The organism is Ramlibacter sp. JJN2-2R (assembly GCF_057747835.1).
In genome coordinates this window covers 3,247,074-3,267,707 of sequence record NZ_CM173226.1, presented here as the reverse complement: position 1 = coordinate 3,267,707, position 20,634 = coordinate 3,247,074, and the positions used below count along the sequence as shown (strand labels likewise).

At 72.2% G+C, this 20,634-nt stretch carries 28 protein-coding genes; 16 read left to right on the top strand and 12 right to left on the bottom strand.

Features of this window, described 5'->3' with window-relative positions; translation table 11 throughout:
- Positions 1 to 12: 12 nt before the first annotated feature.
- Positions 13 to 1,044, bottom strand: a complete 1,032-nt coding sequence (gene purM, locus AC3ANR_RS15835) for a phosphoribosylformylglycinamidine cyclo-ligase (RefSeq protein ID WP_488289066.1) — start codon at positions 1,042 to 1,044, stop codon at positions 13 to 15.
- Positions 1,045 to 1,143: 99 nt separating this feature from the next.
- Between purM and AC3ANR_RS15830 the strand changes: the two genes are divergently transcribed.
- Genes AC3ANR_RS15830 through atpE form a run of 6 tightly spaced genes read left to right on the top strand, consistent with a single transcriptional unit; the run spans position 1,144 to position 5,903 of the window.
- Positions 1,144 to 2,217: an AI-2E family transporter gene (locus AC3ANR_RS15830; RefSeq protein WP_488289065.1), complete on the top strand. Its 1,074-nt coding sequence runs from the start codon at positions 1,144 to 1,146 to the stop codon at positions 2,215 to 2,217.
- Positions 2,214 to 2,888 carry a DnaA regulatory inactivator Hda gene (gene hda / locus AC3ANR_RS15825; protein ID WP_488289064.1) on the top strand — a complete coding sequence of 225 codons (675 nt, stop codon included), beginning with the start codon at positions 2,214 to 2,216 and terminating at the stop codon, positions 2,886 to 2,888. The genes AC3ANR_RS15830 and hda overlap by 4 nt, the downstream gene beginning before the upstream one ends.
- Positions 2,888 to 3,574 (top strand): HAD family hydrolase, encoded by a 687-nt coding sequence (locus AC3ANR_RS15820; protein ID WP_488289063.1) that lies wholly within the window; start codon positions 2,888 to 2,890, stop codon positions 3,572 to 3,574. The genes hda and AC3ANR_RS15820 overlap by 1 nt, the downstream gene beginning before the upstream one ends.
- A complete protein-coding gene (pcnB, locus tag AC3ANR_RS15815; protein WP_488289062.1) occupies positions 3,571 to 5,145 on the top strand; it encodes a polynucleotide adenylyltransferase PcnB in 1,575 nt (524 codons plus the stop codon). The genes AC3ANR_RS15820 and pcnB overlap by 4 nt, the downstream gene beginning before the upstream one ends.
- 10 nt (positions 5,146 to 5,155) lie before the next feature.
- On the top strand, positions 5,156 to 5,623 hold the full coding sequence (gene folK / locus AC3ANR_RS15810) for a 2-amino-4-hydroxy-6-hydroxymethyldihydropteridine diphosphokinase (protein ID WP_488289061.1): 468 nt from the start codon (positions 5,156 to 5,158) through the stop codon (positions 5,621 to 5,623).
- 37 nt (positions 5,624 to 5,660) lie between these two features.
- Positions 5,661 to 5,903 carry a F0F1 ATP synthase subunit C gene (gene atpE, locus AC3ANR_RS15805; protein ID WP_488289060.1) on the top strand — a complete coding sequence of 81 codons (243 nt, stop codon included), beginning with the start codon at positions 5,661 to 5,663 and terminating at the stop codon, positions 5,901 to 5,903.
- Between the two features lie 2 nt (positions 5,904 to 5,905).
- On the opposite strand, the gene AC3ANR_RS15800 is transcribed toward atpE, so the two are convergent.
- From AC3ANR_RS15800 to AC3ANR_RS15790, 3 genes are all read right to left on the bottom strand, one after another.
- Complete coding sequence (locus AC3ANR_RS15800; RefSeq protein ID WP_488289059.1) at positions 5,906 to 6,382, bottom strand: protein-tyrosine phosphatase family protein; 477 nt, start codon at positions 6,380 to 6,382, stop codon at positions 5,906 to 5,908.
- A gap of 71 nt (positions 6,383 to 6,453) precedes the next feature.
- Positions 6,454 to 7,737 (bottom strand): c-type cytochrome, encoded by a 1,284-nt coding sequence (locus tag AC3ANR_RS15795; protein ID WP_488289058.1) that lies wholly within the window; start codon positions 7,735 to 7,737, stop codon positions 6,454 to 6,456.
- Complete coding sequence (locus tag AC3ANR_RS15790; RefSeq protein WP_488289057.1) at positions 7,734 to 8,444, bottom strand: c-type cytochrome; 711 nt, start codon at positions 8,442 to 8,444, stop codon at positions 7,734 to 7,736. Before AC3ANR_RS15790 ends, AC3ANR_RS15795 begins: the two co-directional genes overlap by 4 nt.
- A 112-nt stretch (positions 8,445 to 8,556) precedes the next feature.
- Between AC3ANR_RS15790 and AC3ANR_RS15785 the strand changes: the two genes are divergently transcribed.
- Positions 8,557 to 8,754, top strand: a complete 198-nt coding sequence (locus tag AC3ANR_RS15785) for a hypothetical protein (RefSeq protein ID WP_488289056.1) — start codon at positions 8,557 to 8,559, stop codon at positions 8,752 to 8,754.
- On the opposite strand, the gene AC3ANR_RS15780 is transcribed toward AC3ANR_RS15785, so the two are convergent.
- A complete protein-coding gene (locus tag AC3ANR_RS15780) occupies positions 8,733 to 9,059 on the bottom strand; it encodes a 2Fe-2S iron-sulfur cluster-binding protein (protein ID WP_488289055.1) in 327 nt (108 codons plus the stop codon). The two genes, AC3ANR_RS15785 and AC3ANR_RS15780, sit on opposite strands and share 22 nt — an antisense overlap.
- Before the next feature lie 23 nt (positions 9,060 to 9,082).
- Between AC3ANR_RS15780 and AC3ANR_RS15775 the strand changes: the two genes are divergently transcribed.
- The 3 genes from AC3ANR_RS15775 (at position 9,083) to AC3ANR_RS15765 (ending at position 10,627) form a co-directional block, all read left to right on the top strand.
- Positions 9,083 to 10,000, top strand: a complete 918-nt coding sequence (locus AC3ANR_RS15775; RefSeq protein WP_488289054.1) for a DUF808 domain-containing protein — start codon at positions 9,083 to 9,085, stop codon at positions 9,998 to 10,000.
- 76 nt (positions 10,001 to 10,076) lie between these two features.
- Positions 10,077 to 10,349 (top strand): hypothetical protein, encoded by a 273-nt coding sequence (locus tag AC3ANR_RS15770; RefSeq protein WP_488289053.1) that lies wholly within the window; start codon positions 10,077 to 10,079, stop codon positions 10,347 to 10,349.
- 98 nt (positions 10,350 to 10,447) lie between these two features.
- Complete coding sequence (locus AC3ANR_RS15765; RefSeq protein ID WP_488289052.1) at positions 10,448 to 10,627, top strand: hypothetical protein; 180 nt, start codon at positions 10,448 to 10,450, stop codon at positions 10,625 to 10,627.
- A 219-nt stretch (positions 10,628 to 10,846) separates the two neighbouring features.
- On the opposite strand, the gene AC3ANR_RS15760 is transcribed toward AC3ANR_RS15765, so the two are convergent.
- The gene (locus AC3ANR_RS15760) at positions 10,847 to 11,269 is read right to left on the bottom strand and encodes a hypothetical protein (protein ID WP_488289051.1); all 423 of its coding nucleotides are present in this window, start codon (positions 11,267 to 11,269) and stop codon (positions 10,847 to 10,849) included.
- A gap of 93 nt (positions 11,270 to 11,362) precedes the next feature.
- Here AC3ANR_RS15760 and AC3ANR_RS15755 point away from each other — a divergent pair, with 93 nt between their 5' ends.
- From AC3ANR_RS15755 to AC3ANR_RS15745, 3 genes are all read left to right on the top strand, one after another.
- Positions 11,363 to 12,178 (top strand): hypothetical protein, encoded by an 816-nt coding sequence (locus AC3ANR_RS15755; RefSeq protein WP_488289050.1) that lies wholly within the window; start codon positions 11,363 to 11,365, stop codon positions 12,176 to 12,178.
- A gap of 153 nt (positions 12,179 to 12,331) precedes the next feature.
- Positions 12,332 to 12,964, top strand: a complete 633-nt coding sequence (locus AC3ANR_RS15750; RefSeq protein WP_488289049.1) for a L,D-transpeptidase — start codon at positions 12,332 to 12,334, stop codon at positions 12,962 to 12,964.
- Between the two features lie 117 nt (positions 12,965 to 13,081).
- Positions 13,082 to 13,522, top strand: a complete 441-nt coding sequence (locus AC3ANR_RS15745) for a hypothetical protein (RefSeq protein WP_488289048.1) — start codon at positions 13,082 to 13,084, stop codon at positions 13,520 to 13,522.
- Between the two features lie 84 nt (positions 13,523 to 13,606).
- Here the strand turns inward: AC3ANR_RS15745 and AC3ANR_RS15740 are convergent, their stop codons facing one another.
- From AC3ANR_RS15740 to AC3ANR_RS15730, 3 genes are all read right to left on the bottom strand, one after another.
- The gene (locus AC3ANR_RS15740; protein WP_488289047.1) at positions 13,607 to 14,050 is read right to left on the bottom strand and encodes a DUF4864 domain-containing protein; all 444 of its coding nucleotides are present in this window, start codon (positions 14,048 to 14,050) and stop codon (positions 13,607 to 13,609) included.
- A 358-nt stretch (positions 14,051 to 14,408) separates the two neighbouring features.
- Positions 14,409 to 15,419 carry a PA2778 family cysteine peptidase gene (locus tag AC3ANR_RS15735; protein WP_488289046.1) on the bottom strand — a complete coding sequence of 337 codons (1,011 nt, stop codon included), beginning with the start codon at positions 15,417 to 15,419 and terminating at the stop codon, positions 14,409 to 14,411.
- A 68-nt stretch (positions 15,420 to 15,487) separates the two neighbouring features.
- Positions 15,488 to 15,838 (bottom strand): PA2779 family protein, encoded by a 351-nt coding sequence (locus AC3ANR_RS15730; protein WP_488289045.1) that lies wholly within the window; start codon positions 15,836 to 15,838, stop codon positions 15,488 to 15,490.
- Positions 15,839 to 16,070: 232 nt separating this feature from the next.
- On the opposite strand from AC3ANR_RS15730, the gene AC3ANR_RS15725 reads away from it, so the two are divergent.
- Positions 16,071 to 16,238: a hypothetical protein gene (locus tag AC3ANR_RS15725; RefSeq protein WP_488289044.1), complete on the top strand. Its 168-nt coding sequence runs from the start codon at positions 16,071 to 16,073 to the stop codon at positions 16,236 to 16,238.
- Between the two features lie 7 nt (positions 16,239 to 16,245).
- Here AC3ANR_RS15725 and AC3ANR_RS15720 read toward each other — a convergent pair whose 3' ends face one another.
- Together AC3ANR_RS15720 and AC3ANR_RS15715 are read right to left on the bottom strand one after the other, a co-directional pair.
- Positions 16,246 to 17,061, bottom strand: a complete 816-nt coding sequence (locus tag AC3ANR_RS15720; protein ID WP_488289043.1) for a TIGR00266 family protein — start codon at positions 17,059 to 17,061, stop codon at positions 16,246 to 16,248.
- A 63-nt stretch (positions 17,062 to 17,124) separates the two neighbouring features.
- Complete coding sequence (locus AC3ANR_RS15715) at positions 17,125 to 17,493, bottom strand: HPF/RaiA family ribosome-associated protein (RefSeq protein WP_488289042.1); 369 nt, start codon at positions 17,491 to 17,493, stop codon at positions 17,125 to 17,127.
- A 117-nt stretch (positions 17,494 to 17,610) separates the two neighbouring features.
- Between AC3ANR_RS15715 and AC3ANR_RS15710 the strand changes: the two genes are divergently transcribed.
- On the top strand, positions 17,611 to 18,282 hold the full coding sequence (locus tag AC3ANR_RS15710; RefSeq protein ID WP_488289041.1) for an alpha/beta hydrolase: 672 nt from the start codon (positions 17,611 to 17,613) through the stop codon (positions 18,280 to 18,282).
- A 34-nt stretch (positions 18,283 to 18,316) separates the two neighbouring features.
- Here the strand turns inward: AC3ANR_RS15710 and AC3ANR_RS15705 are convergent, their stop codons facing one another.
- Positions 18,317 to 18,787: an SRPBCC family protein gene (locus AC3ANR_RS15705; RefSeq protein ID WP_488289040.1), complete on the bottom strand. Its 471-nt coding sequence runs from the start codon at positions 18,785 to 18,787 to the stop codon at positions 18,317 to 18,319.
- A gap of 236 nt (positions 18,788 to 19,023) precedes the next feature.
- Between AC3ANR_RS15705 and gshA the strand changes: the two genes are divergently transcribed.
- On the top strand, positions 19,024 to 20,577 hold the full coding sequence (gene gshA / locus AC3ANR_RS15700) for a glutamate--cysteine ligase (protein ID WP_488289039.1): 1,554 nt from the start codon (positions 19,024 to 19,026) through the stop codon (positions 20,575 to 20,577).
- Positions 20,578 to 20,634 lie beyond the last annotated feature (57 nt).

Below are 20,634 nucleotides of genomic sequence, written 5' to 3'. Positions count from 1 at the left end.
CGGGGCCGGGCGTCAGGCGACGGTGACGGCCGCGCCCCCGGCGCGCGGCGCGATGACGCCGATCTCGTGCACGGCCTCGCCCTGGGCGCGCAGCGTCGCCGCGGTGGCCTGGGCCTGCTGCGCATCGACGACCACGACCATGCCGATGCCGTTGTTGAAGGTGCGGTTCATCTCGTGGTCCGAGATGCCCGCCGTGTCCTGCAGCCAGGCGAACAGCTCGGTGCGCGGCCAGCTGCCCGCGCGCAGGTGCGCGGCCAGGCCGTCGGGCAGCACGCGCGGGATGTTCTCCAGCAGGCCGCCGCCGGTGATGTGGGCCAGGGCCTTGATGGGGTGCTGCGCCAGCGCGGCGAGCACCGGCTTGACGTACAGCCGGGTCGGTTCCATCACGGCCTCGCGGAACGGCTTGCCGTCCAGCGTGGCGGGCACCGAGGCGCCGGCGCGCTCGATGCACTTGCGCACCAGCGAAAAGCCGTTGGAGTGCACGCCGCTGGAAGCCAGGCCGAGCACCACGTCGCCGGCCTGCACGTCGGCGCCGCTGAGGATCCTGGACTTCTCGACCGCGCCGACGGCGAAGCCCGCCAAGTCGTACTCGCCCGGCGGGTACATGCCGGGCATCTCCGCCGTCTCGCCGCCGATCAGCGCGCAGCCCGACAGCTCGCAGCCGCGGGCGATGCCGCCCACCACGCGGGCCGCCGTGTCGACGTCCAGCTTGCCGCAGGCGAAGTAGTCGAGGAAGAACAGGGGCTCGGCGCCCTGTACCAGCACGTCGTTGACGCTCATGGCCACCAGGTCGATGCCCACCGTGTCGTGCATGTTCCACTCGAAGGCCAGCTTGAGCTTGGTGCCCACGCCGTCGGTGCCGCTCACCAGCACCGGCTCCTTGTACCGCTTGGGCACCTCGAACAGCGCGCCGAAGCCGCCGATGCCCGCCAGCACGCCTTCGCGCAGCGTCTTTTTCGCCAGCGGCTTGATGCGCTCGACCAGCGCGTCGCCCGCATCGATGTCGACGCCGGCGTCTTTGTAGGAAAGGGGGGTCTGGCTCATGGAGGAGGGCGCAAAGCCGGGCACTGCAGAGTGCCCGATAGAATTTGCGGCGATTCTACCGGCGGCCCCCGTGCCGCACCGCGCCCCGGCGCGCCCCCAATGCAATTCACATTCACCCAGAAACGTGTCGCCGCCTGGGCGCTCATCGCGCTGCTGGCGGTGCTGGTGCTGCGCCTGCTCGGCCCGGTGCTCACCCCGTTCGTCGTCGGGGCGGTGCTGGCCTACGCGCTCACGCCGCTGGTGGACCGGCTGGACGAGACCGGGCGCGGCCGGCTGCCGCGGGTGGTGTCGGTGATCGTGGTGGAGCTGCTGTTCGTCGTCACGCTGCTGTCGCTGCTGCTGCTGGTGGCGCCCATCCTGGCCAAGGAGGCGCCGCTGATGCGCGAGCAGCTGCCGGTCCTGTTCGACCGCCTGGACGCCACCATGCGGCCCTGGCTGGCGCAGTTCGGCATCCACGTGGCGCTGGACGTGGAGAGCCTCAAGGCACAGATGATGCGGTACCTGCACGTGAACTACGACGACTTCATGGCCCGCCTGATGGCCTCGCTCAAGGTCGGCGGCAGCTTCGCCTTCACCGTGCTGTTCAACGTGCTGCTGACCCCGGTGGCGCTGTTCTACCTCCTGCTCGACTGGGATCGCTTCGTGCACCGCGTGCTCGAACTGGTGCCGCCGCGCACCCGGCCCGCGGTCGACTCCTTCACCCACGAGGCCGACCAGGTGCTCGGGCAGTACCTGCGCGGCCAGCTGCTCGTGATGCTCACCATGGCGGTGTTCTATTCGGTGGGGCTGGCGCTCTTCGGGCTCGACCTGGCGCTGCCCATCGGGCTGTTCACCGGGCTCGCGATGTTCGTGCCCTACCTGGGCTTCGGCATCGGCCTGGCGCTGGCGCTGGTCGCCGGGCTGCTGCAGTTCGCCTCGGCCAAGGCCTTCCTCATGGTGGCCGTCGTCTACGGCCTCGGCCAGCTGGTCGAGGGCTTCTATTTCACGCCGCGGCTGGTGGGCCAGCGCATCGGGTTGCACCCGCTGGCGGTGATCTTCGCGCTGCTCGCCTTCGGGCAGGTGTTCGGCTTCGTCGGCGTGCTCGTCGCGCTGCCCGCGAGCGCGGTGCTGCTCGTGGGCGTGCGCCGCATCCGCGCCGGCTACATGGGCAGCAAGCTGTACCAGGGCGGATGAAGCAACTGGCCTTACCCATCGCGATGGCGCGCGCGCCGACGCTGGACGCGTTCTGCGCCGGCCCCAACGCGCCCGCGCTGGAGCACCTGAAGCTGTGGGTGGGCAGCCCGACGCGCTCGCCCGTGCCCACCTACCTGTGGGGGCCGCCCGGAAGCGGCAAGACCCACCTGCTGCTGGCCGTGCGCGAGGCCCTGCGCGAGCAGGGCGCCGCCGTGGGCTGGCTCGATCCCTCGATCGCCGAGCCGCCCCCCTTCGACGACCGCTGGGCGGTCGTGCTGATGGACGACGTGCACCTGTACACCGCCGTGCAGCAGCACGCGGCGTTCAGCTGGTTCGTCAGCGCGCAGCCGATGCAGCGCGGCGTGCTGGCGGCCGGCGCGCTGCCGCCCGCGGACCTGCGGGTGCGCGAGGACCTGCGCACCCGCATGGGCTGGGGCCACGTGTTCCAGATGCAGGTGCTCTCCGAGCCGGAGCGGCGCGCGGTGCTGCGGCAGGCCGCCGATGCGCGCGGCGTGTTCCTGGGCGACGAGGTGATGGACTTCATGCTCTCGCGCTTCTCGCGCGACCTCGGCAGCCTCATGCAGCTGCTCGAGCACCTGGACGCCTATGCGCTGCAGACCCAGCGCGCCGTCACCATCCCGCTGATCAAGTCCATGCTGGAGAACGAGTGATGCCGGCACTCGCGCGGCTCGCGCTGTTCGACCTCGACCACACCCTGCTGCCGATCGACTCCGACTACGCGTGGGGCGCGTTCACGCAGGCGATCGGCTGGACCGACCCGGTGGAGTTCGCCCGCCGCAACGACGAGTTCTTCGCCCAGTACCAGGCCGGCACGCTGGACGTGCACGCCTACGTGCGCTTCGCCACCGACGCGATCCGCCGCCACGGGCGCGAGGCGTCGCTGGCCGCGCGCGAGCGCTTCATGCGCGAGGTGATCGCCCCCGCCATCCGGCCGCAGGCGCTGGAGCTCGTGCGAACGCACCAGCGCGCCGGCGACCGGGTGCTGATCGTGACGGCCACCAACGAGTTCGTCACCGCCCCGATCGCGCAGGCGTTCGGCGTGGCCGAACTCATCGCCGTGCGGCTCGCCGCCGGGCCCGACGGCTGGATCACCGGCGAGATCGACGGCGTGCCGTCCATGCGCGCCGGCAAGGTGCAGCGCGTCGACGAGTGGCTGCGCTCGCGCGGCCTGGACTGGGACGCCGTCGAAGCCACCTTCTATTCCGATTCCATGAACGACCTGCCGCTGCTCGAGCGCGTGGACCACCCGGTGGCCACCAACCCGGACGAGCGGCTGCGCCACGTCGCGTCCCAGCGCGGCTGGCGCATACTGGACCTGTTTTCCCATCACCCATGATCAAGAAATTCATCGACCGCCTCCTCGGCACGGGCGGCAACGGGCGCAAGCCCCGCTTCGGCAAGCGACAGGAGATCGGCCCGCAGGAGCACAACATCGACCCGGCGCTCGTCGACGAGCGGGCGCTCAACGTGGTGCGCACGCTCAAGGAGGCGGGGTTCGAGGCCTACATCGTCGGCGGGGCCGTGCGCGACCTGCTGCTGGGCCTGCGGCCCAAGGACTTCGACGTCGCCACCAACGCCACCCCCGAGCAGGTCAAGGGCCTGTTCCGGCGCGCCTTCATCATCGGCCGGCGCTTTCGCATCGTGCACGTGGTGTACGGCCGGGGCCGCGAGCACGAGGTGATCGAGGTCTCCACCTTCCGCGCCTACATGGACAACGCCGCCGCCGAGGCGGTGGCGGGCAACGAGAAGACCAGCAAGAGCGAACTGGCGGGCATGAAGCACGCGGTCGACGCCAGCGGCCGCGTCCTGCGCGACAACGTCTGGGGCCCGCAGGAGGAGGACGCCACGCGGCGCGACTTCACCATCAACGCCATGTACTACGACCCGCAGACGCGCATCCTGGTCGACTACCACGGCGGGATGAAGGACGCGGCCAGGAAGATGCTGCGCATGATCGGTGACCCGGCCACGCGCTACCGCGAGGACCCGGTGCGCATCATCCGGGCCGTGCGGTTCCTGGCCAAGCTGAGCGGACTGGGCTTCACGCTGGAGCCCAAGACCGGCTCGGCGCTTAAGCCGAGCCTGGGCCTGCTGGGCGACGTGCCGCAGAGCCGCCTGTTCGACGAGATGCTCAAGCTGCTGCAGACGGGCCATTCGCTGGCGACGATCGAGCAGCTCAAGGTGCTGGGCATGGCCACGGGCATCTACCCGCTGCTGGACCTGGTGGTCGAGCGCGCCGACCGGCCGTTCGTGCGCGCCGCGCTGCAGGACACCGACCGCCGCGTCGCCGAGGACAAGCCCGTGGCGCCCAGCTTCCTGCTGGCCTGCGTGCTGTGGTCCGATGTGCGCGACGGCTGGGCCGCGCGCCTGGCGCAGAAGCAGCACCCGTTCCCCGCGTTGCAGGATGCGATCGACGACGTCTTCAATGCGCGCATCGGCGACGTCTCCGGCCGCGGCAAGCTGGCGGCCGACATGCGCGAGATCTGGATGATGCAGCCGCGGTTCGACAAGCGCACCGGCAGCACCCCGTTCAGCCTGGTGGAGCAGCCGCGCTTTCGCGCCGGCTTCGACTTCATGCGCCTGCGCGCGGACGCCGGCGAGGTCGACGTGGTGCTGGCCGACTGGTGGCAGGAGTTCAGCCAGGCCAGCGACGCGGTGCGCGAGGACCTCGTCGCCCAGGTGCGCGAGGAGCAGCACAAGGGCGCGCGCCGCGTGCGCGTGGTGCGCCCGCAGGAGAATGCGTCCCCCGCCGAGCGTCCGGCCTCCGGCGGCGAGCCGGTGGCGCAGGAGCCCGATGGCGACGAGGAGCCCCTGGGCGGGGAGGCGTCCGCGCCGAAGAAGCGCCGCCGCCGCCGCCGCAAGCCCTCGGGCGCCGGCGGGCCCGCCGCCCCTGCAGCCGGCGAGTGAGCCGGCCGCCATGCGCGCGCCGGTGACCGCCCACGTGGCGCTCGGGGCCAACCTGGGCGACCCGGTGGCCGCCGTGCGCGATGCGATGGCGGCGCTGGACCGTCTGCCCGGCACCACCGTCACGGCGCGCTCGTCCCTGTACCGGACCACGCCGGTCGATGCCCAGGGGCCGGACTACGTCAACGCGGTCGCCGCGGTCCGCACCACGCTGACTGCGCCGGCCCTGCTGGCGGCCTTGCAGGCGATCGAGCAGGCGGCGGGACGGGAGCGTCCCTGGCGCAACGCGCCGCGCACGCTGGACTTGGACCTGCTGCTGTACGGCGATGCGCGCATCGACAGCGCCGCCCTCACGGTGCCGCATCCGCGCATGCACGAGCGCGCCTTCGTGCTGGTGCCGCTGGCCGAGATCGCGCCGGACCGGGTCGCACCGGGCGACCTGGCGGCCGTGACCTCCCAGGTCATTGCGCGCATGCCTTGAGCGGGCGAGCATGGAGCCGTTCCAACAAGGAGGTTCCATGACAGACACCGGACTCATTGCCGTCGCGTGCGGCCTGATCATCGGGCTGGGCGCCATCGGCGCCTGCCTGGGCATCGGCACCATGGGCGGCCGCTTCATCGACGGCGCCGTGCGCCAGCCCGAGATGATGGAGCCGCTGCAGACCAAGATGTTCCTGCTCGCCGGCCTGATCGACGCCAACTTCCTGATCGGCGTGGGCGTCGCGATGATGTTCGTGTTCGCGAACCCGTTCGCGAAGTAGCTTCAGAACCAGGCGACCAGGCCCGACTGCTCGGCGTTCTGCGGGTTCGAGCCGGCCTCGCGCACCAGCGCGAGCGCGCGCGCGGTGTCCACGCCCAGGGCCTTGAGCACGCACGCCGCCGCGCTGCCGGTGCGCCCCAGCCCGGCCGCGCAGTGCAGCAGGATGGCGTCGCCGGCCTGCACGGCCCGCGCGATGGTGTGGACCTCGGCGCGAAAGCCCGGCGGGTCGTCCGGCACGCCGAAGTTGGGCACCGGCAGGTGGCGCCAGCGGAAGGGCAGGTCGCCGGTCGCGACGGCGGTGTGGTAGCGCGGCGAGAGGCCGGCGATCTCCTGGCGCGGCGTGAGGCAGACGACCTCCGTCAGGCCGGCCCGCGCCGCTTCGGCCAGGAAGGTGTTCCACGGCTCGAAACGGCCCGGCATGGCCGACAGCCACAGCGTGCCGCGTGACGTGGAGGGGAGCGTGACCGCGCGAAAGGGCATGCCTCGATTGTCGGGCGGGCCCGATGTCCGCGCGCACGCGCGGGCATCGCACCGACGGCCGATGGCGTCCGCTAGCGCAGGCTGCCGCCGCGCTGGCGCACGACGTCCAGCTCGGTCACCGGCGCGGCGCGGTTGCCCCACGAGGTGCGGATGTGCGTCAGCACGGCGGCCACGTCGGCGTCGTTCAGCACCATCACGTACGGCGGCATGCCGAAGGGGCGCGGGTTGCCTGCCGTGGCGGGCGCGAAGCCGCCGCCGAGCACCACCTGCACCAGGTTGGCGGTGACCGGCAGCGTGACGGCCCGGTTGCCCGCCAGCGGCGGGTAGGCGCCGCGCACGCCTTCGCCGCGCTCGCCATGGCATTGCGCGCACTGCTCGCCGTACACGCGCGCGCCGCGCTCGGCCACGCTCGCGTTGACCGGCGCCACGGGCGCGGCCTCCGGCGGCGCCGCCGGCTGCGAGGCGGGCAGCGCCTGCAGGAAGACCGCCATCGCCAGCGCGTCGGCCGGCGTGAGGTACTGCGTGCTCGACTGCACCACCTCGGCCATCGGGCCGAGCATGGTCGCGCCGGCGGCGGCGCCGGTGCGCAGCAGCTGCGCGGTGTCCTCGGGTTTCCAGTGGCCGACGCCGGCCTCGGCGTCGGAGGCGAGCGAGGGCGCGTACCAGTTCTGCATCGGGATCAGCCCGCCGGACAGGTCCATCAGGTCGCTGCTGGCGCCGAGCGCGTTGCGGGAGGTGTGGCAGGCCGAGCAGTGCCCCAGCCCGCGCACCAGGTACGCGCCGCGGTTCCAGTCGGCCGGGCGCGACGGCTCGGGCTGGTACACGCCGGGGCGGAAGTACAGCGCCCGCCACACGGCCAGCGCGGCCTGCGTGCTGTACGGCCAGCGCAGCTGGTGCGGCGTGTTCGGCCGCGCCACTGGAGGCACGGTGCGCAGGTAGGCGTACATCGCATCCGAGTCCTCGCGCGTGACCTCGGTGAAGTTGGGGTAGGGGAAGGCCGGGGTCAGCAGCCGGCCGTCGCGCGAGCGCCCCTGGTGCATGGCGCGCCAGAAGTCGTCGGCGCTCCACGCGCCCAGGCCGTGGCGCGCGTCGGGGGTCAGGTTGGTCGAGTAGACGGTGCCGAAGGGCGTGTCGATGGCCCGCCCGCCGGCCCACGGCGCGCCGCCGCGATCCGTGTGGCAGGCCATGCAGTTGCCCACGCGCACGAGGTACGCACCGCGCTCGGCGCCGGCGGGCGAGGTCGCAGCCGCGGAGCCCGGCGTGCGGTCCTCGACGAAGTTCTGGACCACCACCCAGGCCGCCGCGGCCGCCGCCACGGCCACGACGGCGGCGGCCAGGAGCTTCCAGCGCCTCACGGCTGCTGCCTTCCCGCCGGCAGCACGGCGCTGCCGCAGGCCACCGGCGCGGGCTGCGGCAGGCGCGCCACGGCGCGCGGCTGGGCCGGCAGCGGCTGCGCCGCGAGCCAGCTGGCCACCGAGGCCAGGTCCGCGGTCGAGAGAGAGCGCGCCACCTGGGCCATGCAGTCGGGCGCATGCGCGCGGCGTTCGCCGGTGCGCCACGCACCCAGCTGGGCCTGCAGGTAATCGCGCGGCAGGCCCAGCAGGCCGGGCGTGTTCGGCTGCACGCCGGTGAGCGCCGGGCCATGGCAGGCCACGCAGGCAGGCACGCGGGTAGCGGCATCGCCCTGGAGCGCGAGCTGCCGGCCGCGCTGCAGCACGGCAGGCGGCGCCTGCGGCGCGCGCGGGGCCTCGTAGGGCAGCTCGAGGCCGGAGAAGTGCCGGGCGATCTCCAGCAGGTACGCCTCGGACAACGGATCCAGCAGGCGCGTCATCGCGGCGTAGTGGCGGCGGCCGTCGCGGAAATTGAGCAGCTGGTTGTAGAGGTAGCCGGCCGGCTTGCCCGCGATGCGCGGGTAGTAGCCGTCGGGTCCGGCGCGGCCCTGGGCGCCGTGGCAGACGGTGCAGGCCAGCGTGCGCTGGGCGATCGAATCCTCGAACGGCGCGGCGGCGGCCGCGGCGCCGGCGAGCAGGGCGAACAGGAGGCCGAGGAGGGTGCGGTGCATGGAACGGAGCGCATCATGCAACAGGACGGGCGCGCCGGCGCCCGTCGCGCCACCGTCCTACAGGGCCGGCGCGCCCGGCTTCCTAGAGTGGAGGCAACCATGGAGACTTGCCGTGAACAAACCGCATTCCGGCCACAAGCCTGCCTCCGCGCCCGACGTGATGCCGCCGCACGTGCTGCCTCCGCCGGACCCCGACGAGGAGCTCGAGGGCACGAACGAGACCATCCACCATCCGGACCCGCACGCGACCGAGCATCCGGCGCGCACGGACCACAGGCCGCGCAACCCCTACGTGAGCGGCAACGACTGAGCCGGCCCGCACGGGTCGGCGAGCACCAGGTCGCTGCGCGCCAGCGCGATGCAGGGCAGGAACCAGCCCGCGCGCCGCTCCTCGGCGAGCACGCCGGGCCACTCGATGCGGTAGGCGACCTCGCCGGACGCGAGCCGGCGCAGGCAGGTGCGGCAGGTCCCGTTGCGGCACGAGTTCGGCCAGGCCAGCCCCGCCCGTTCGGCGGCGGCCAGCACCGCCTCGTCCGCGCGGGCCGTGAACACGGTGTCGCCGTCGCGCACCTGCCAGGCCGCCGTGCTGTCCGTCGTTGTCGTGCGCCCGCTCATCGTGCGGCATCATAGGGACGGCCATGGCCTCGAGCTTCTTCGCCCTCCTCGACGACATCGCCACGCTGCTGGACGACGTGTCGCTGCTGACCAAGGTCGCGGCCAAGAAGACGGCGGGCGTGCTGGGCGATGACCTCGCGCTCAATGCGCAGCAGGTCGGCGGCGTGCGCGCCGATCGCGAGCTGCCGGTCGTCTGGGCGGTCGCCAAGGGCTCGCTGCTGAACAAGGCGATCCTGGTGCCAGCCGCGCTGGCCATCAGCGCGATCGCGCCCTGGGCCGTGCTGCCGCTGCTGATGGTGGGCGGCCTGTACCTGTGCTTCGAGGGCGTCGAGAAGGTGGCGCACCACTTCCTGCATCCCGGCGAGGAGAAGGCGCACCGCGAGGAACTCGAGCGCCTCGTCGCGGACCGCCAGGTGGACATCGTCGCGGTGGAGAAGGACAAGGTGCGCGGCGCCATCCGCACCGATTTCATCCTGTCGGCCGAGATCATCGTGATCGCGCTGGGCACGGTGGCGCAGGAGCCGATGCTCACGCGGGTGGCGGTGATGGCGGGCATCGGGCTGCTGATGACGGTCGGCGTGTACGGGCTCGTGGCGGGCATCGTGAAGCTCGACGACCTGGGCGCCTGGCTGCACCGGCGCTCCGGCGCGGTGGCCCGGGCCACGGGCCGCGGCATCCTGCGCGCGGCGCCGTGGCTGATGCGCGGGCTGTCGGTGGCGGGCACCGCCGCGATGTTCCTCGTCGGCGGCAGCATCCTCGCGCATGGCGCGCCGCCGCTCGAGCATGCCATCGAGGCCCTGGTCGACGGCTGGCCCGATACGCTGGGCCTGGTCGCCACGCCCGTGCTGCACGCGGTGGTCGGCGCGCTCGCCGGCGCCCTGGTGCTGCTCGGCGTGGAGGCCGTGCGCCGCACCACCGGCAGGCGCGCATCCGCCGCCTGAACGCGCGCGTCCTACATCCGCGCATGGACCGGGCCGTCGCCGGCGGCGCGCCTGCGCGCCTAAGCTGCCGCCTGCCATGAACGATTGGATCGACCTGCTCCAATGGCCCGCGATGGCCACCAGCCTGCTGGCCGCGTGGCTGGTGGCATCGAACCGCAAGAAACGCCGCAACACGGGCTTCTGGGTGTTCCTGGCCAGCAACGTCCTGTGGGCCGCCTGGGGATGGCACGACGGGGCCTGGGCCCTCATCGCGCTGCAGGTGGCGCTCGCCGCACTGAACATCCGCGGCGTGTTCAAGACCGAACCTCCTTCTGCGGGCGACTCCGCCGGCACGCAAGCTCAGGCGTAGGCGGGCTCCTACCCGGCAATGCGGCGTTCGGGCGATGCGCGCCCTGGCCCAGCCGCGCATCATCCGATCACAGATTCAAGCCGCAGAAGGAGACGACGATGCCCAGCCTGCCCACCCGTTGGTCCCCGCTCGACCGCAACGCCGCGCACGTCGATTCCTCCGCACTGCTCGACGACGACCTGGCCCTCGGCTGGGAGTCGGCCTGCCCCGCGCTGCAACTCGAAGGCTGGGACGCCATACATGCGGTCACGCCGCCGCAGGACCCGGCGCTGAACTGACTGAGCAGCAAATCGTGACAGCGGCGGTCCTACATGCCGTGCCGCTGTCGACTCACTTAGGCCCTGCAGGGCGGACCCCTAATCTCTGCTCCAGCCGGCCGGAATGCCGGCCTCGGTTCAACCAAATCCCTCGCGGGCAGATACCTAGGAGTTCGACATGAGCGCAACCAAGACCACCCTCACGACCCTCGCGGCGGCGGCCGCCCTGGCATTCGGCGGCTACGCCCTGGCCCAGACGTCCTCCGGCACCGGCACCTCCGACAGCACCACCAGCGGCAGCGGCGCCAGCAGCAGCAGCAGCACCACGGCCCCGACCACGGGTGGCGGCACGGCCGGCTCCGGCGCCAGCAGCACGGGCAGCATGGGCGCCGCCTCGGCTCCGAGCAGCAGCACCGATCGTTCGTCCAGCACGATGGGCGCGGGCTCCGGCACCACGACGACCACGACCACCACCACGCCGAGCGCCACGCCGAGCACCAGCTCGTCGGGCAGCATGGGCGCCTCCGGCACCGGCTCCACCAGCACCGACCCGGCCGCTTCCAGCTCCAGCTCCAGCTCCACGCCTTCGAGCAGCGGCTCGACGATGGGCTCCAGCTCGACCGACAGCACGACCAGCGGCCGCGCCGCCCGCGCCGACCGCAACTAAAGAGCGTCTTCGCTCCAGTGAAAAGGGAAGGGCGGGCCCGCGAGGGTCCGCCCTTTGTTTTTTGTCCGCCCGACTGACCCCGCAGCACCATGCAGCCCCCCCGCCAAGACGACCCCCATGCGCCCACGACGCAGCCGCACACCCAGCCGGGCTGGCTGCGCACGATGTGGCCGATGCTGCTGGCCGCCGCCGCGGTGGGCTATGGCTACGGGCTGTGGACGCAGAACCCCGCGGCGGGGCATGGCGACCATCCGCTGTCACCGCTGCTCAAGCGCTCGCCGTCGCTGCAGCACGTGCCGCGCCGGGCCGACTTCGGCCGCAGGTCGCCCACGCCCGACGTGCGCCACTTGGCCAACTGGGTGGTGGACTCGGGTGACCAGCACGGCCACTCGTTCGTGATCGTCGACAAGAAGGACGCGCGCGTCTGGGTGTTCGACCCGCGCGGCAGGCTGGTCGCCGATTCGCCGGCGCTGCTCGGCGCCGCCGTCGGCGACGACCCTGTCCCGGGCATCGGCGAGAAGCCCCTGTCGCAGGTGTTGCCCGAGGAAAAGACCACGCCGGCCGGCCGCTTCGTCGCCGAACCGGGCGTCAATTCGGGCCACGAGGACGTCGTCTGGGTCTCCTACGACCTGGCCGTCTCGATGCACCGCGTGCGCCCGCTCGTCCAGGCCGAGCACCGGCTCGAGCGGCTCGCGTCGCCGACCTCGGCCGACAACCGGATCTCCTTCGGCTGCATCAACCTGCCGCCGGCCTTCTACGAGAAGGTGGTGCGGCCGACCGTGGACCGCACCGGCGCCATCGTCTACGTGCTGCCCGAAACGCGCTCGCCCCAGCAGCAGTTCGGCTCGTACGACGTCGACGCGCCCGCCCGCCTCGCCGGCCTGGCGCTCACCGGCGTGAAATAAACCACGCTGCCCCCGAGAACCCATCCATGGGCCGCCCCGTGCGGCCGAGCCACGCCGCGCGTGGCTAGCATCCGCGCTGACTGAGCCGCAGGGGAACCGCCCGCGGCTCGCAGGCGGCGCCGCCTCGCGGCGCGGGCATGGATGGGGACTCGGATGCAATGGACGGGCAGGGCCGCGCTGCTGGGCGTGGCGTGGGTGATCGCATCCGGCGCCGCGCTGGCGGCGCCGCACGATGCGGGCTTCGACAAGCAGCGGCCTTCGGCGGAGGCCTGGCGCATGGTGCAGTGGGTGCGCCGCAGCGGCGATGCCGAGGGCAAGCCGTTCCTGGTGGTCGACAAGAAGGAAGCGCGCCTGTACGTCTTCGAAACCGGCGGACGCCTGCGCGCCGCGACGCCGGTGCTGCTTGGTGCGGCGCGCGGCGACACCAGCGCCCCGGGCGTCGGCGACCGGGCCCAGAGCGGCCACCTGCCGCTGGAGGAACGCACGACGCCCGCCGGCCGGTTCGAGACCCAGCCGGGCGTGAACCTCGCCGGCGAGCCGGTCGTCTGGTTCGACTACGACGCGGCGCTCGCCATCCACCGGCTGCGGCCCGGACGCTCGCACGCCATGCGCGCGGCGCGGCTGGCCGATTCGCAGCCGCAGGAGCGGCGCCTGTCGCTCGGCTGCGTCGTGGTGCCGGTGAAGTTCTACCTCGATGTGATCGAGCCGCTGCTCGGACGGCGCGAAGGCGTGGTCTATGTGCTGCCCGAGACCGAGTCGGGCGCCGAGGTCTTCTCGCAGCTCTGACGCGCGGCCGCTGTCCGACAGCGGTCGACGCCGCCTGCTGACGTTGCGAAAGCCGAGCACGCGCGACGCTTGCGCAGCCGGCCCGACCGGCGCACAACGTCAACAAAGGAGTAGTGGATGAACGCATCGAAGCAACTGAAGACCCTGCTGGCCGTGGCGACCATCGCCGTCGCGGGCGCCGCCGCCGCCCAGGGCACGCCGCCCGACCCCGCCGTGAAGGATCCGGCCACGGGCGCCGGCCAGATCAATTCGAAGGGCCTGCCCCAGGGCACGACCGGCACGCCGAATGCGGGCCAGGCCAGCGGCTCCATGAACAGCGGCGCCGCGGCTGCCCCGGCCGCCAGCGACACGGCCGCGACCGCCACGCCGTCGTCGTCCTCGGCGATGGGCGCCTCGGGCACGGCAGGCACCCCGGCTTCGTCGAACACGATGTCCAGCGATTCGAGCACCAGCACCTCGAGCACCACGATGCGCGCGAACGACCCGGTCGTCTCGGGCTCGGACAGCACGATGGACAAGCGCGCCAAGAAGCGCGCGGCCCGCGCCGACCGCAACTGAGGTGCCTGCGCCCCATGAAAAAGCCGGGCGATGCCCGGCTTTTTTCTGGCCTGCTGTCGCTGCCCGGCCGCTGGGGGGCTGGCGTCAGGTCGACAGCCAGTGGTTCTCGATGACGACGCAGCCGCTGATGCGCCAGCTCTGGTCCGGCTGCTGCTCGAGCGCGAACAGGGCGAGCCACGACTTGTCGCGGTCGTCCTTGATCTCCACCAGCTGCAGCACACTGCCGTCCTCCATCTCGGGCTTGTGGAAGCTCACCGACGAGGGGCGGTAGACCATCGGGTAGGAGCCGCGCACCATCGAGAGGAAGCGGCCCGGGCTGCCGATCTCCTGGCGCACGGCGGGGGTGGTGGTCTCGAACGCCTTGTCGGCGTCGTCGAGCGCCAGCGCCGACAACTGCACGACGATCACCTCGCGGACCTTGGCCGCTTCCATCTCGGGCAGCGGGGCCGCCAGGGCACGTACGTGAACGCCGAATGCCGCCAGCACGAGGGCCAGCAACGTGAGGAAGCGGACGGACTGCCTGGGCATGGGAGACTCCCGCGAGCGATTGGATGGTGTGTGCATCCAGCGTAGGCAGCGGTCCCTGCCTGCGCTGTAGGCAGAACACGCCGGGCCCCGTCGGACGTTCCGTGGGCGCGGCAGCTGGTCGATCGGGGAGGTGCGCGGGCAGCGCCGCGGGCAGGAAAAGGCCCACCGCGGCCGCTGGACAATGTTCGTTCGTTTCGCTTTCCTGAGGGAATGGAGCGGAAGACCGATACCTGTCTCGTAGCGCGGCACCCGGCGGGCACGTGTGCAGGATGGGCGAGCACCCGGGCCGGCGCCGCAAGCCGCGGTCGCGAGCGCGTGTAGGCGGCCACCCGTGCGGGGGGCCGACGCCGGCCGACCGCTAGCGCGGCGAGGGCGAGGGCGAGGGCGAGGGCGAGGGCGAGGGCGAGGGCGCCGGCGCGGCGGCGGGGCCTTGCAGCCGCCGCAGGATCAGCTCGCGGGTGGCGCGCAGCTCGGAGGCGAACGGATTGCCGTTGTCGCCCACCAGCGGATCGAGCAGCGCCAGCGCTTCCTGCTGACGGCCGAGATCCGACAGCACCTGCGCCAGGTTGTTGGCCACGATGGCCGAGTCGGGATGGCGCCGGCGCGCGTCCGCCAGCACGGCCGCGGCGCCGTCGAGATCGCCGCGCGCATGCAGCTGGTTGCCCAGGCCGACCGCGGCGGCCTGGTTGTCCGGCCAGCGGGCGAGGGCGGCACGGAACGCCGCCGCCGCGGCCGCGGGCTGGGCCACGCGGGCCATCGCCAGCACGGCATTCATCCAGGCGTCCTCGGTGGCGGTGGCCGGGATGCGCTCGGGCGGCATGGACACCATGGCCCAGTAGCCGCCGGGCATCCAGCTGCGCTCGAAGGCGGTGAACGGCATCTCCAGCCGCGGGTTCGTGCCCGAGCGCAGGTAGACCGTGCCGCTGGGGTAGTCGAACCCGTTCACCACCGCGTAGTGCCACTGCGTGGTGACCAGGCCGACGTCCTGCAGCACCAGCACCGGGTTGCCCGCGCCCACTTCGCGCAGCACGTCCGCGTAGCGCGGCGCCAGCACGTACGACACGCGGTCATGGCGGCGCGCCGCCGCGAGCAGCTCGAGCTGCAGGCTGCCGCGCCGCGCGGGCAGCCAGACCTGGTCGACCAGGGGCTCGGGCGTGATGGCGACGCCGGAGAAGGCGAGCACCGTGGCCAGCGCGGCCGGGCCGCATTGGTAATCGTCCTGGGGAAAGAAGGGCACGCCGCCGATCTGCGTGCTCTGCGGCACGCCGGTGGGCCAGTCCGTGCGCAGGCCCATGGTCTGCGGCACCATCTGGGCGCAGCCGGCGAGCAGCACCGCGAAGGTGGCGGCCAGGCCCTGGCGCCACCACAAGGCAAGGCCCGCACGAAGGCGGGCCTGGCTGGAAAGAGCGCCGCAGCGCACCCGGGTCAGCCCCTGCCTCAGCGGCGGAAGGCGAAGTACCAGATCGCCGCGACGATGACGATCACCGCGACCACCGTGCCGCCGTCGGCGCCGGCAGGGGCGTTGCGGATGTCCTGGGCGAGCTGGCTGACCTCCTGGTCGCTCATCGCCGCCACGCGCTCGCGGGCCTGCACTGGATCGACCCCCATGGCCTGCAGGCGCGAGGCGGTGCCGGCGCGCGCCAGGACCTCCATGACCGTCGACCGATCGGATTGCGCGGTCCCTGCGGCGGCCTGCTCGGCGCCGATCATCCCGGCTCCCGCGGCCTGCACGGAGAGCGCGAACATCGACACGATCAGGGCACGGCAGGTCATCTTCTTCAGGTTCATCACGGGCTCCTTGTGAGGGTCGCGCCGGCCGCGGCGCGGCACCGGGCGCGGGGCCAATATACGCGGGTGCCTCGTGCTTGTGGGGGAAAACCGCGCACCGATGGGCTCCATTGCGTCGCGCCCGGTGTGCAATGGCCGCGGCGGTGCCTGCCGACGGCGGCTGGCTGCGCGTTCCTACGAGCCGGACGCGGCGGCCGGCCTACCTTCGGGTCTTCGACATCGAGACCCCCGAATGCGCCGAGCCGCCTGCCTGATCGCCACCTGCCTGCTGCTGTCCGCCTGCACCACGCGCGCCCTGCGCCACGGCGACGACCTGTGGGAGGGGTACGCGAATCCGGACGGGGCGTCGTTCCTCGGCTTCCACGGGCCGCTCGAGCGCTCCGCCCGGCCGGGCGACTAGCCCGTTCTCAATCCTCGTCGCCGCCCAGGACGGCGCCCAGCAGGCCGCCCGCGCCGAAGCCGCCCAGGACCGAGCCCTCCTCGCGCGAGCCGCCGCCTGCCTGCGGCGCGGCCGCGAACACGCGCGAGGCGAGGCGCGAGAACGGCAGGCTCTGCAGCCACACGGTGCCCGGGCCCGCGAGGCGGGCGAAGAACAGGCCTTCGCCGCCGAACAGCGCCGTCTTGACCTTGCCCACGTACTGGATGTCGAACGACACCGAGGGCGTGTACGCGACGACGCAGCCCGTGTCCACCAGCAGCACCTGGCCGGGCTGCAGTTCGCGGCGCACCACGGTGCCGCCGGCGTGCACGAAGGCCAGGCCGTCGCCCTCGAGGCGCTGCATGATGAAACCCTCGCCGCCGAAGAAGCCCGCCCCCAGCTTGCGCTGCAGCGCGATGCCCAGCGACACGCCGCGCGCCGCGCACAGGAACGCGTCCTTCTGGCAGATCAGCGTGCCGCCCAGCTGCCGCAGGTCCATCGGCAGGATCTTGCCGGGGTAGGGCGCCGCGAACGCGACGCGCTGCCTGGCCGGCGCGTTGTTGGTGTAGACCGTGGTGAAGAGCGACTCGCCCGTGACCAGCCGCTTGCCCGCGCCCAGCAGCTTGCCGAACAGGCCGCCCTGCTGGTTGCTGCCGTCGCCGAACACCGTGTCCATCCCGATGCCGGCATCCATGAACATCATGCTGCCGGCCTCGCCCACCGCCGCCTCGCCCGGATCCAGTTCGATCTCCACGAACTGCATCTCCGCGCCGCGGATCTCGTAATCGATCACGTCCATCGCCATCGCGCATTCCTCCTGTCGTGCGAGGCGCGATGGTAGCGAAGCGCCGCGTGGCGCCCGCGGCGCTCAGTCGACGGCGCTGGCGCTGGCGTCCTTGCGGATGGTGTCGCGGTCGCGGTGATGGTGGCGATCGAGCTTGCCCAAGGTGTGATCGAGCAGGTGGATCAGGCGCTGCGTCGCGCCGCGGAACGCCTCGTCCTGCGTGGCGGCATGGTGGGTGGCGGCCACCGGCTCGCGGCCGGCGATGCGGGCCTCGAGCATGCAGCGGATGTCGTCGGCGCCCTTCCTGGCGCTGTTGGTGTCGCGCAGCTGGACCTCGACGCGGGTGATGTCCTGCGCGAACCTTGCCAGCGATTCGTTGAGGTACTCGTTGGCCCAGCGATCGAGCGCCTCCTTGTTTTCCACGCCGTTGCTGGTGTTCACCTGGACCTGCATCTCGCTCTTCCTTTGTCTTCACTGTGGCTGGGGATGGCCCAGTGTGGGCCAGCGCGGCGTCGCGGGCCTGTAGGACAATGGCGAGCCCTGCGTCAGCCCCCCTTTGGACCCTTTCCCATGAGCCTGCTGGACACCATCGAGACCGAGACCGGGCCCGATCCCACCGCCACCGTCATCGTGCTGCACGGCCTGGGCGCGGACGGCAACGATTTCGTTCCGATCGCGAGCGAGCTGCAACTGCAGGCCGTGGGCCCGGTGCGCTTCGTGTTCCCGCATGCGCCGGTGATGCCCGTGACCATCAACAACGGCTACCGCATGCGCGCGTGGTACGACATCCTGGGCGCGGACCTGGTGCGGCGCGAGGACGAGGCGGGCCTGCGCGACTCGCTGGCGCTGGTGGAGTCGCTGATCGCGCGCGAGAAGGAGCGGGGCATCGCCGCCGGCCGCATCGTCGTGGCCGGTTTCTCGCAGGGCTGCGCCATGGCGCTGCTCACGGGCCTGCGCCACCGCGAGCGCCTGGCCGGCATCGCGGGGCTGTCAGGCTACCTGCCGCTCGCCGCGACGACGGGGCAGGAACGCAGCGCGGCCAATGCGCTCACGCCCATCTTCCTGGCCCACGGCAGCATGGACAACGTGGTGCCGCTCGCGCGCGGGCAGCAGTCGTGCGAGCACCTGCGCGAGCTGGGCTACGACGTGAGCTGGCACGTCTATCCGATGGCGCATTCGGTCTGCATGGAGGAGATCCGCGACCTCAATGCCTGGCTGCTGAAGGTGTTGCGCCGCGACTGAGCGCGCAGAGCGCAGCGCGGCGCGGAGGGGCGGCTCAGACCTCGCCGCCGAAGCGCCTGGCCAGGTTGGCCAGGTATTTCTCGACGAGCTTCTCGAACTCGCCCTCGACCACGGGTGCCACCACCATCTTCATCAGCGCCGGCAGCGGCACGTGCAGTTCGCCGTCGATCTTGAGCTCGACGTGGGTGGAGGCCTTGCCCTCGGAGATCTTCCAGCTGCCGCCCACCAGCGCGTTGCCGATGCCGGGCACCGGCTTCCAGGTCACCGAGCCCTTGGCCCGGTTGCTGGTGTACTTGCTCGCATAGACGGTCTGGATGTTCACCTGCGGGGTGCCCACCTTGGCCATCTCCCACTGGTACACGCCGTCGCCCAGGTCCTTGAGCCGGTCGACCTTGGGGAAAAAAGAGACCGATGTCGGCACGTCGGACAGGACGTCGAAGACCTCGGCCGCCTTGGCCTTGACCTCCATCTCGTAGCCCATCGACACGGGCACCGTGATCGCCATGCGAGTCTCCTCAGGTCGTGCTGGTGCGGCGATTCTGCCACCGGCTCCCCGGCCGGCGCACGCGCCAGCGGCGCGAGCGGCGCAACGCTTCGGCGTGCTCGATCGCGCTGCCGGCCGCCCGCGCCGGGGACTCCGCCGTGACTAGCAGAAACGGCTCGGCACCGTGCGCTGCAAGCTTGCCGCAAAGGTGTTACCTTCCGCGTCCCTGCCCCGTTCCGGGGCGCGACCCCTTGCCCATGACCCGCCTGCACGATGCCCTCTCCAACCTGCCTGCCCAGCGGCTGCAGGGCATCCGGCGTGGCATCGAGAAGGAGAGCCTGCGCGCCACTGCCGCGGGCGCGCTGGCGCTCACGCCGCATCCGCAGGCGCTCGGCTCGGCGCTCACGCATCCGCACATCACCACCGACTACAGCGAGTCGCAGCTCGAGCTCATCACGGCCGTGCATCCCACGCCGGAAACCTGCCTGGAGGAGCTGCTGCGCATCCACCAGTTCACGGTGCGCGCGCTGGGCGACGAGATGCTGTGGGTGTCCAGCATGCCGTGCCTGCTGCCGGCCGACGAGAACATCCCGATCGGCCGCTACGGCTCCTCCAACGTGGGCCGCGCCAAGAGCGTGTACCGGATGGGCCTGGCGCACCGCTACGGGCGCCGGATGCAGACCATCTCGGGCATCCACTACAACTGGTCGCTGCCGGGCGTGGACAGCGACGAGTACTTCGCGCTGATCCGCAACTTCCGCCGCCACGCGTTCCTGCTGCTGTACCTGTTCGGCGCCTCGCCGGCGCTGTGCTCGTCGTTCGTCGAGGGCCGCGACCACGGCCTGCAGGAGCTGGCGCCCGGCACGATGTTCATGCCGCACGCCACGTCGCTGCGCATGGGGCGGCTGGGGTACCAGAGCGAGGCGCAGGCCAGCCTGGCGGTGAGCTACAACGGCCTGGACGGCTACGCCGATTCGCTCTACGAGGCGCTCACGCGGCCGTACCCGGCCTACGAGGCCGTGGGCATCATGAATCCGGGCGGCGAGTACAACCAGCTCGCCACCAGCCTGCTGCAGATCGAGAACGAGTTCTACGGCACGATCCGGCCCAAGCGCGTGATCTTTCCCGGCGAACGCCCGCTGCACGCGCTGCGCGAGCGCGGCGTCGAGTACGTCGAGGTGCGGCTGCTCGACCTCGACCCGTTCGTGCCGGTCGGCATCAAGCCGCAGACGCTGCGCTTCCTCGACGTGTTCCTCCTGCACTGCCTGCTGGCCGCCAGCCCGCCGGACACGCCGGCGGAGATCGCGGCGATCGGCCGCAACCAGCACCGCACCGCGGCGTTCGGACGCCAACCGGGCCTGCGCCTGGAGCGCGACGGCGGCGAGGTCGCGCTGTCGGATTGGGCCGCCGAGCTGCTCGACGGGTGCGTGCCGGTGGCCGAGACGCTCGACCGGGCGCACGGCACCAGCGACCACATCGATGCGGTCCGTTCGGCCCGCGCGATGCTGCAGGACCCGTCGATGCTGCCCTCGGCGCGCGTGCTGGACGTGATGCAGCGGGACCATGCGGGGTCGTTCCTCGGGTTCACCCGCGCGCAGTCGCTGCAGGTGCGCTCCAAGCTGCTGTCGCTGCCGTTCTCGGCCGCGCAGCAGACCCGGTTCGAGGCGCTCAGCCAGGAGTCGCTGCAGGAGCAGAAGGACATCGAATCGCGCGACAGCATGCCGTTCGAGGCCTACCGCCAGCAGTACACCGCGCCGGAGCGGCTGGGCCTGGGCAAGGCCGCCGTCGCGCCCGCGCTGGCCGCGGTTTGACATCCTTCACGGTTGGTCACATTTGCCCGCGGCAGCGGTCAACGCTGCCTCGACAGT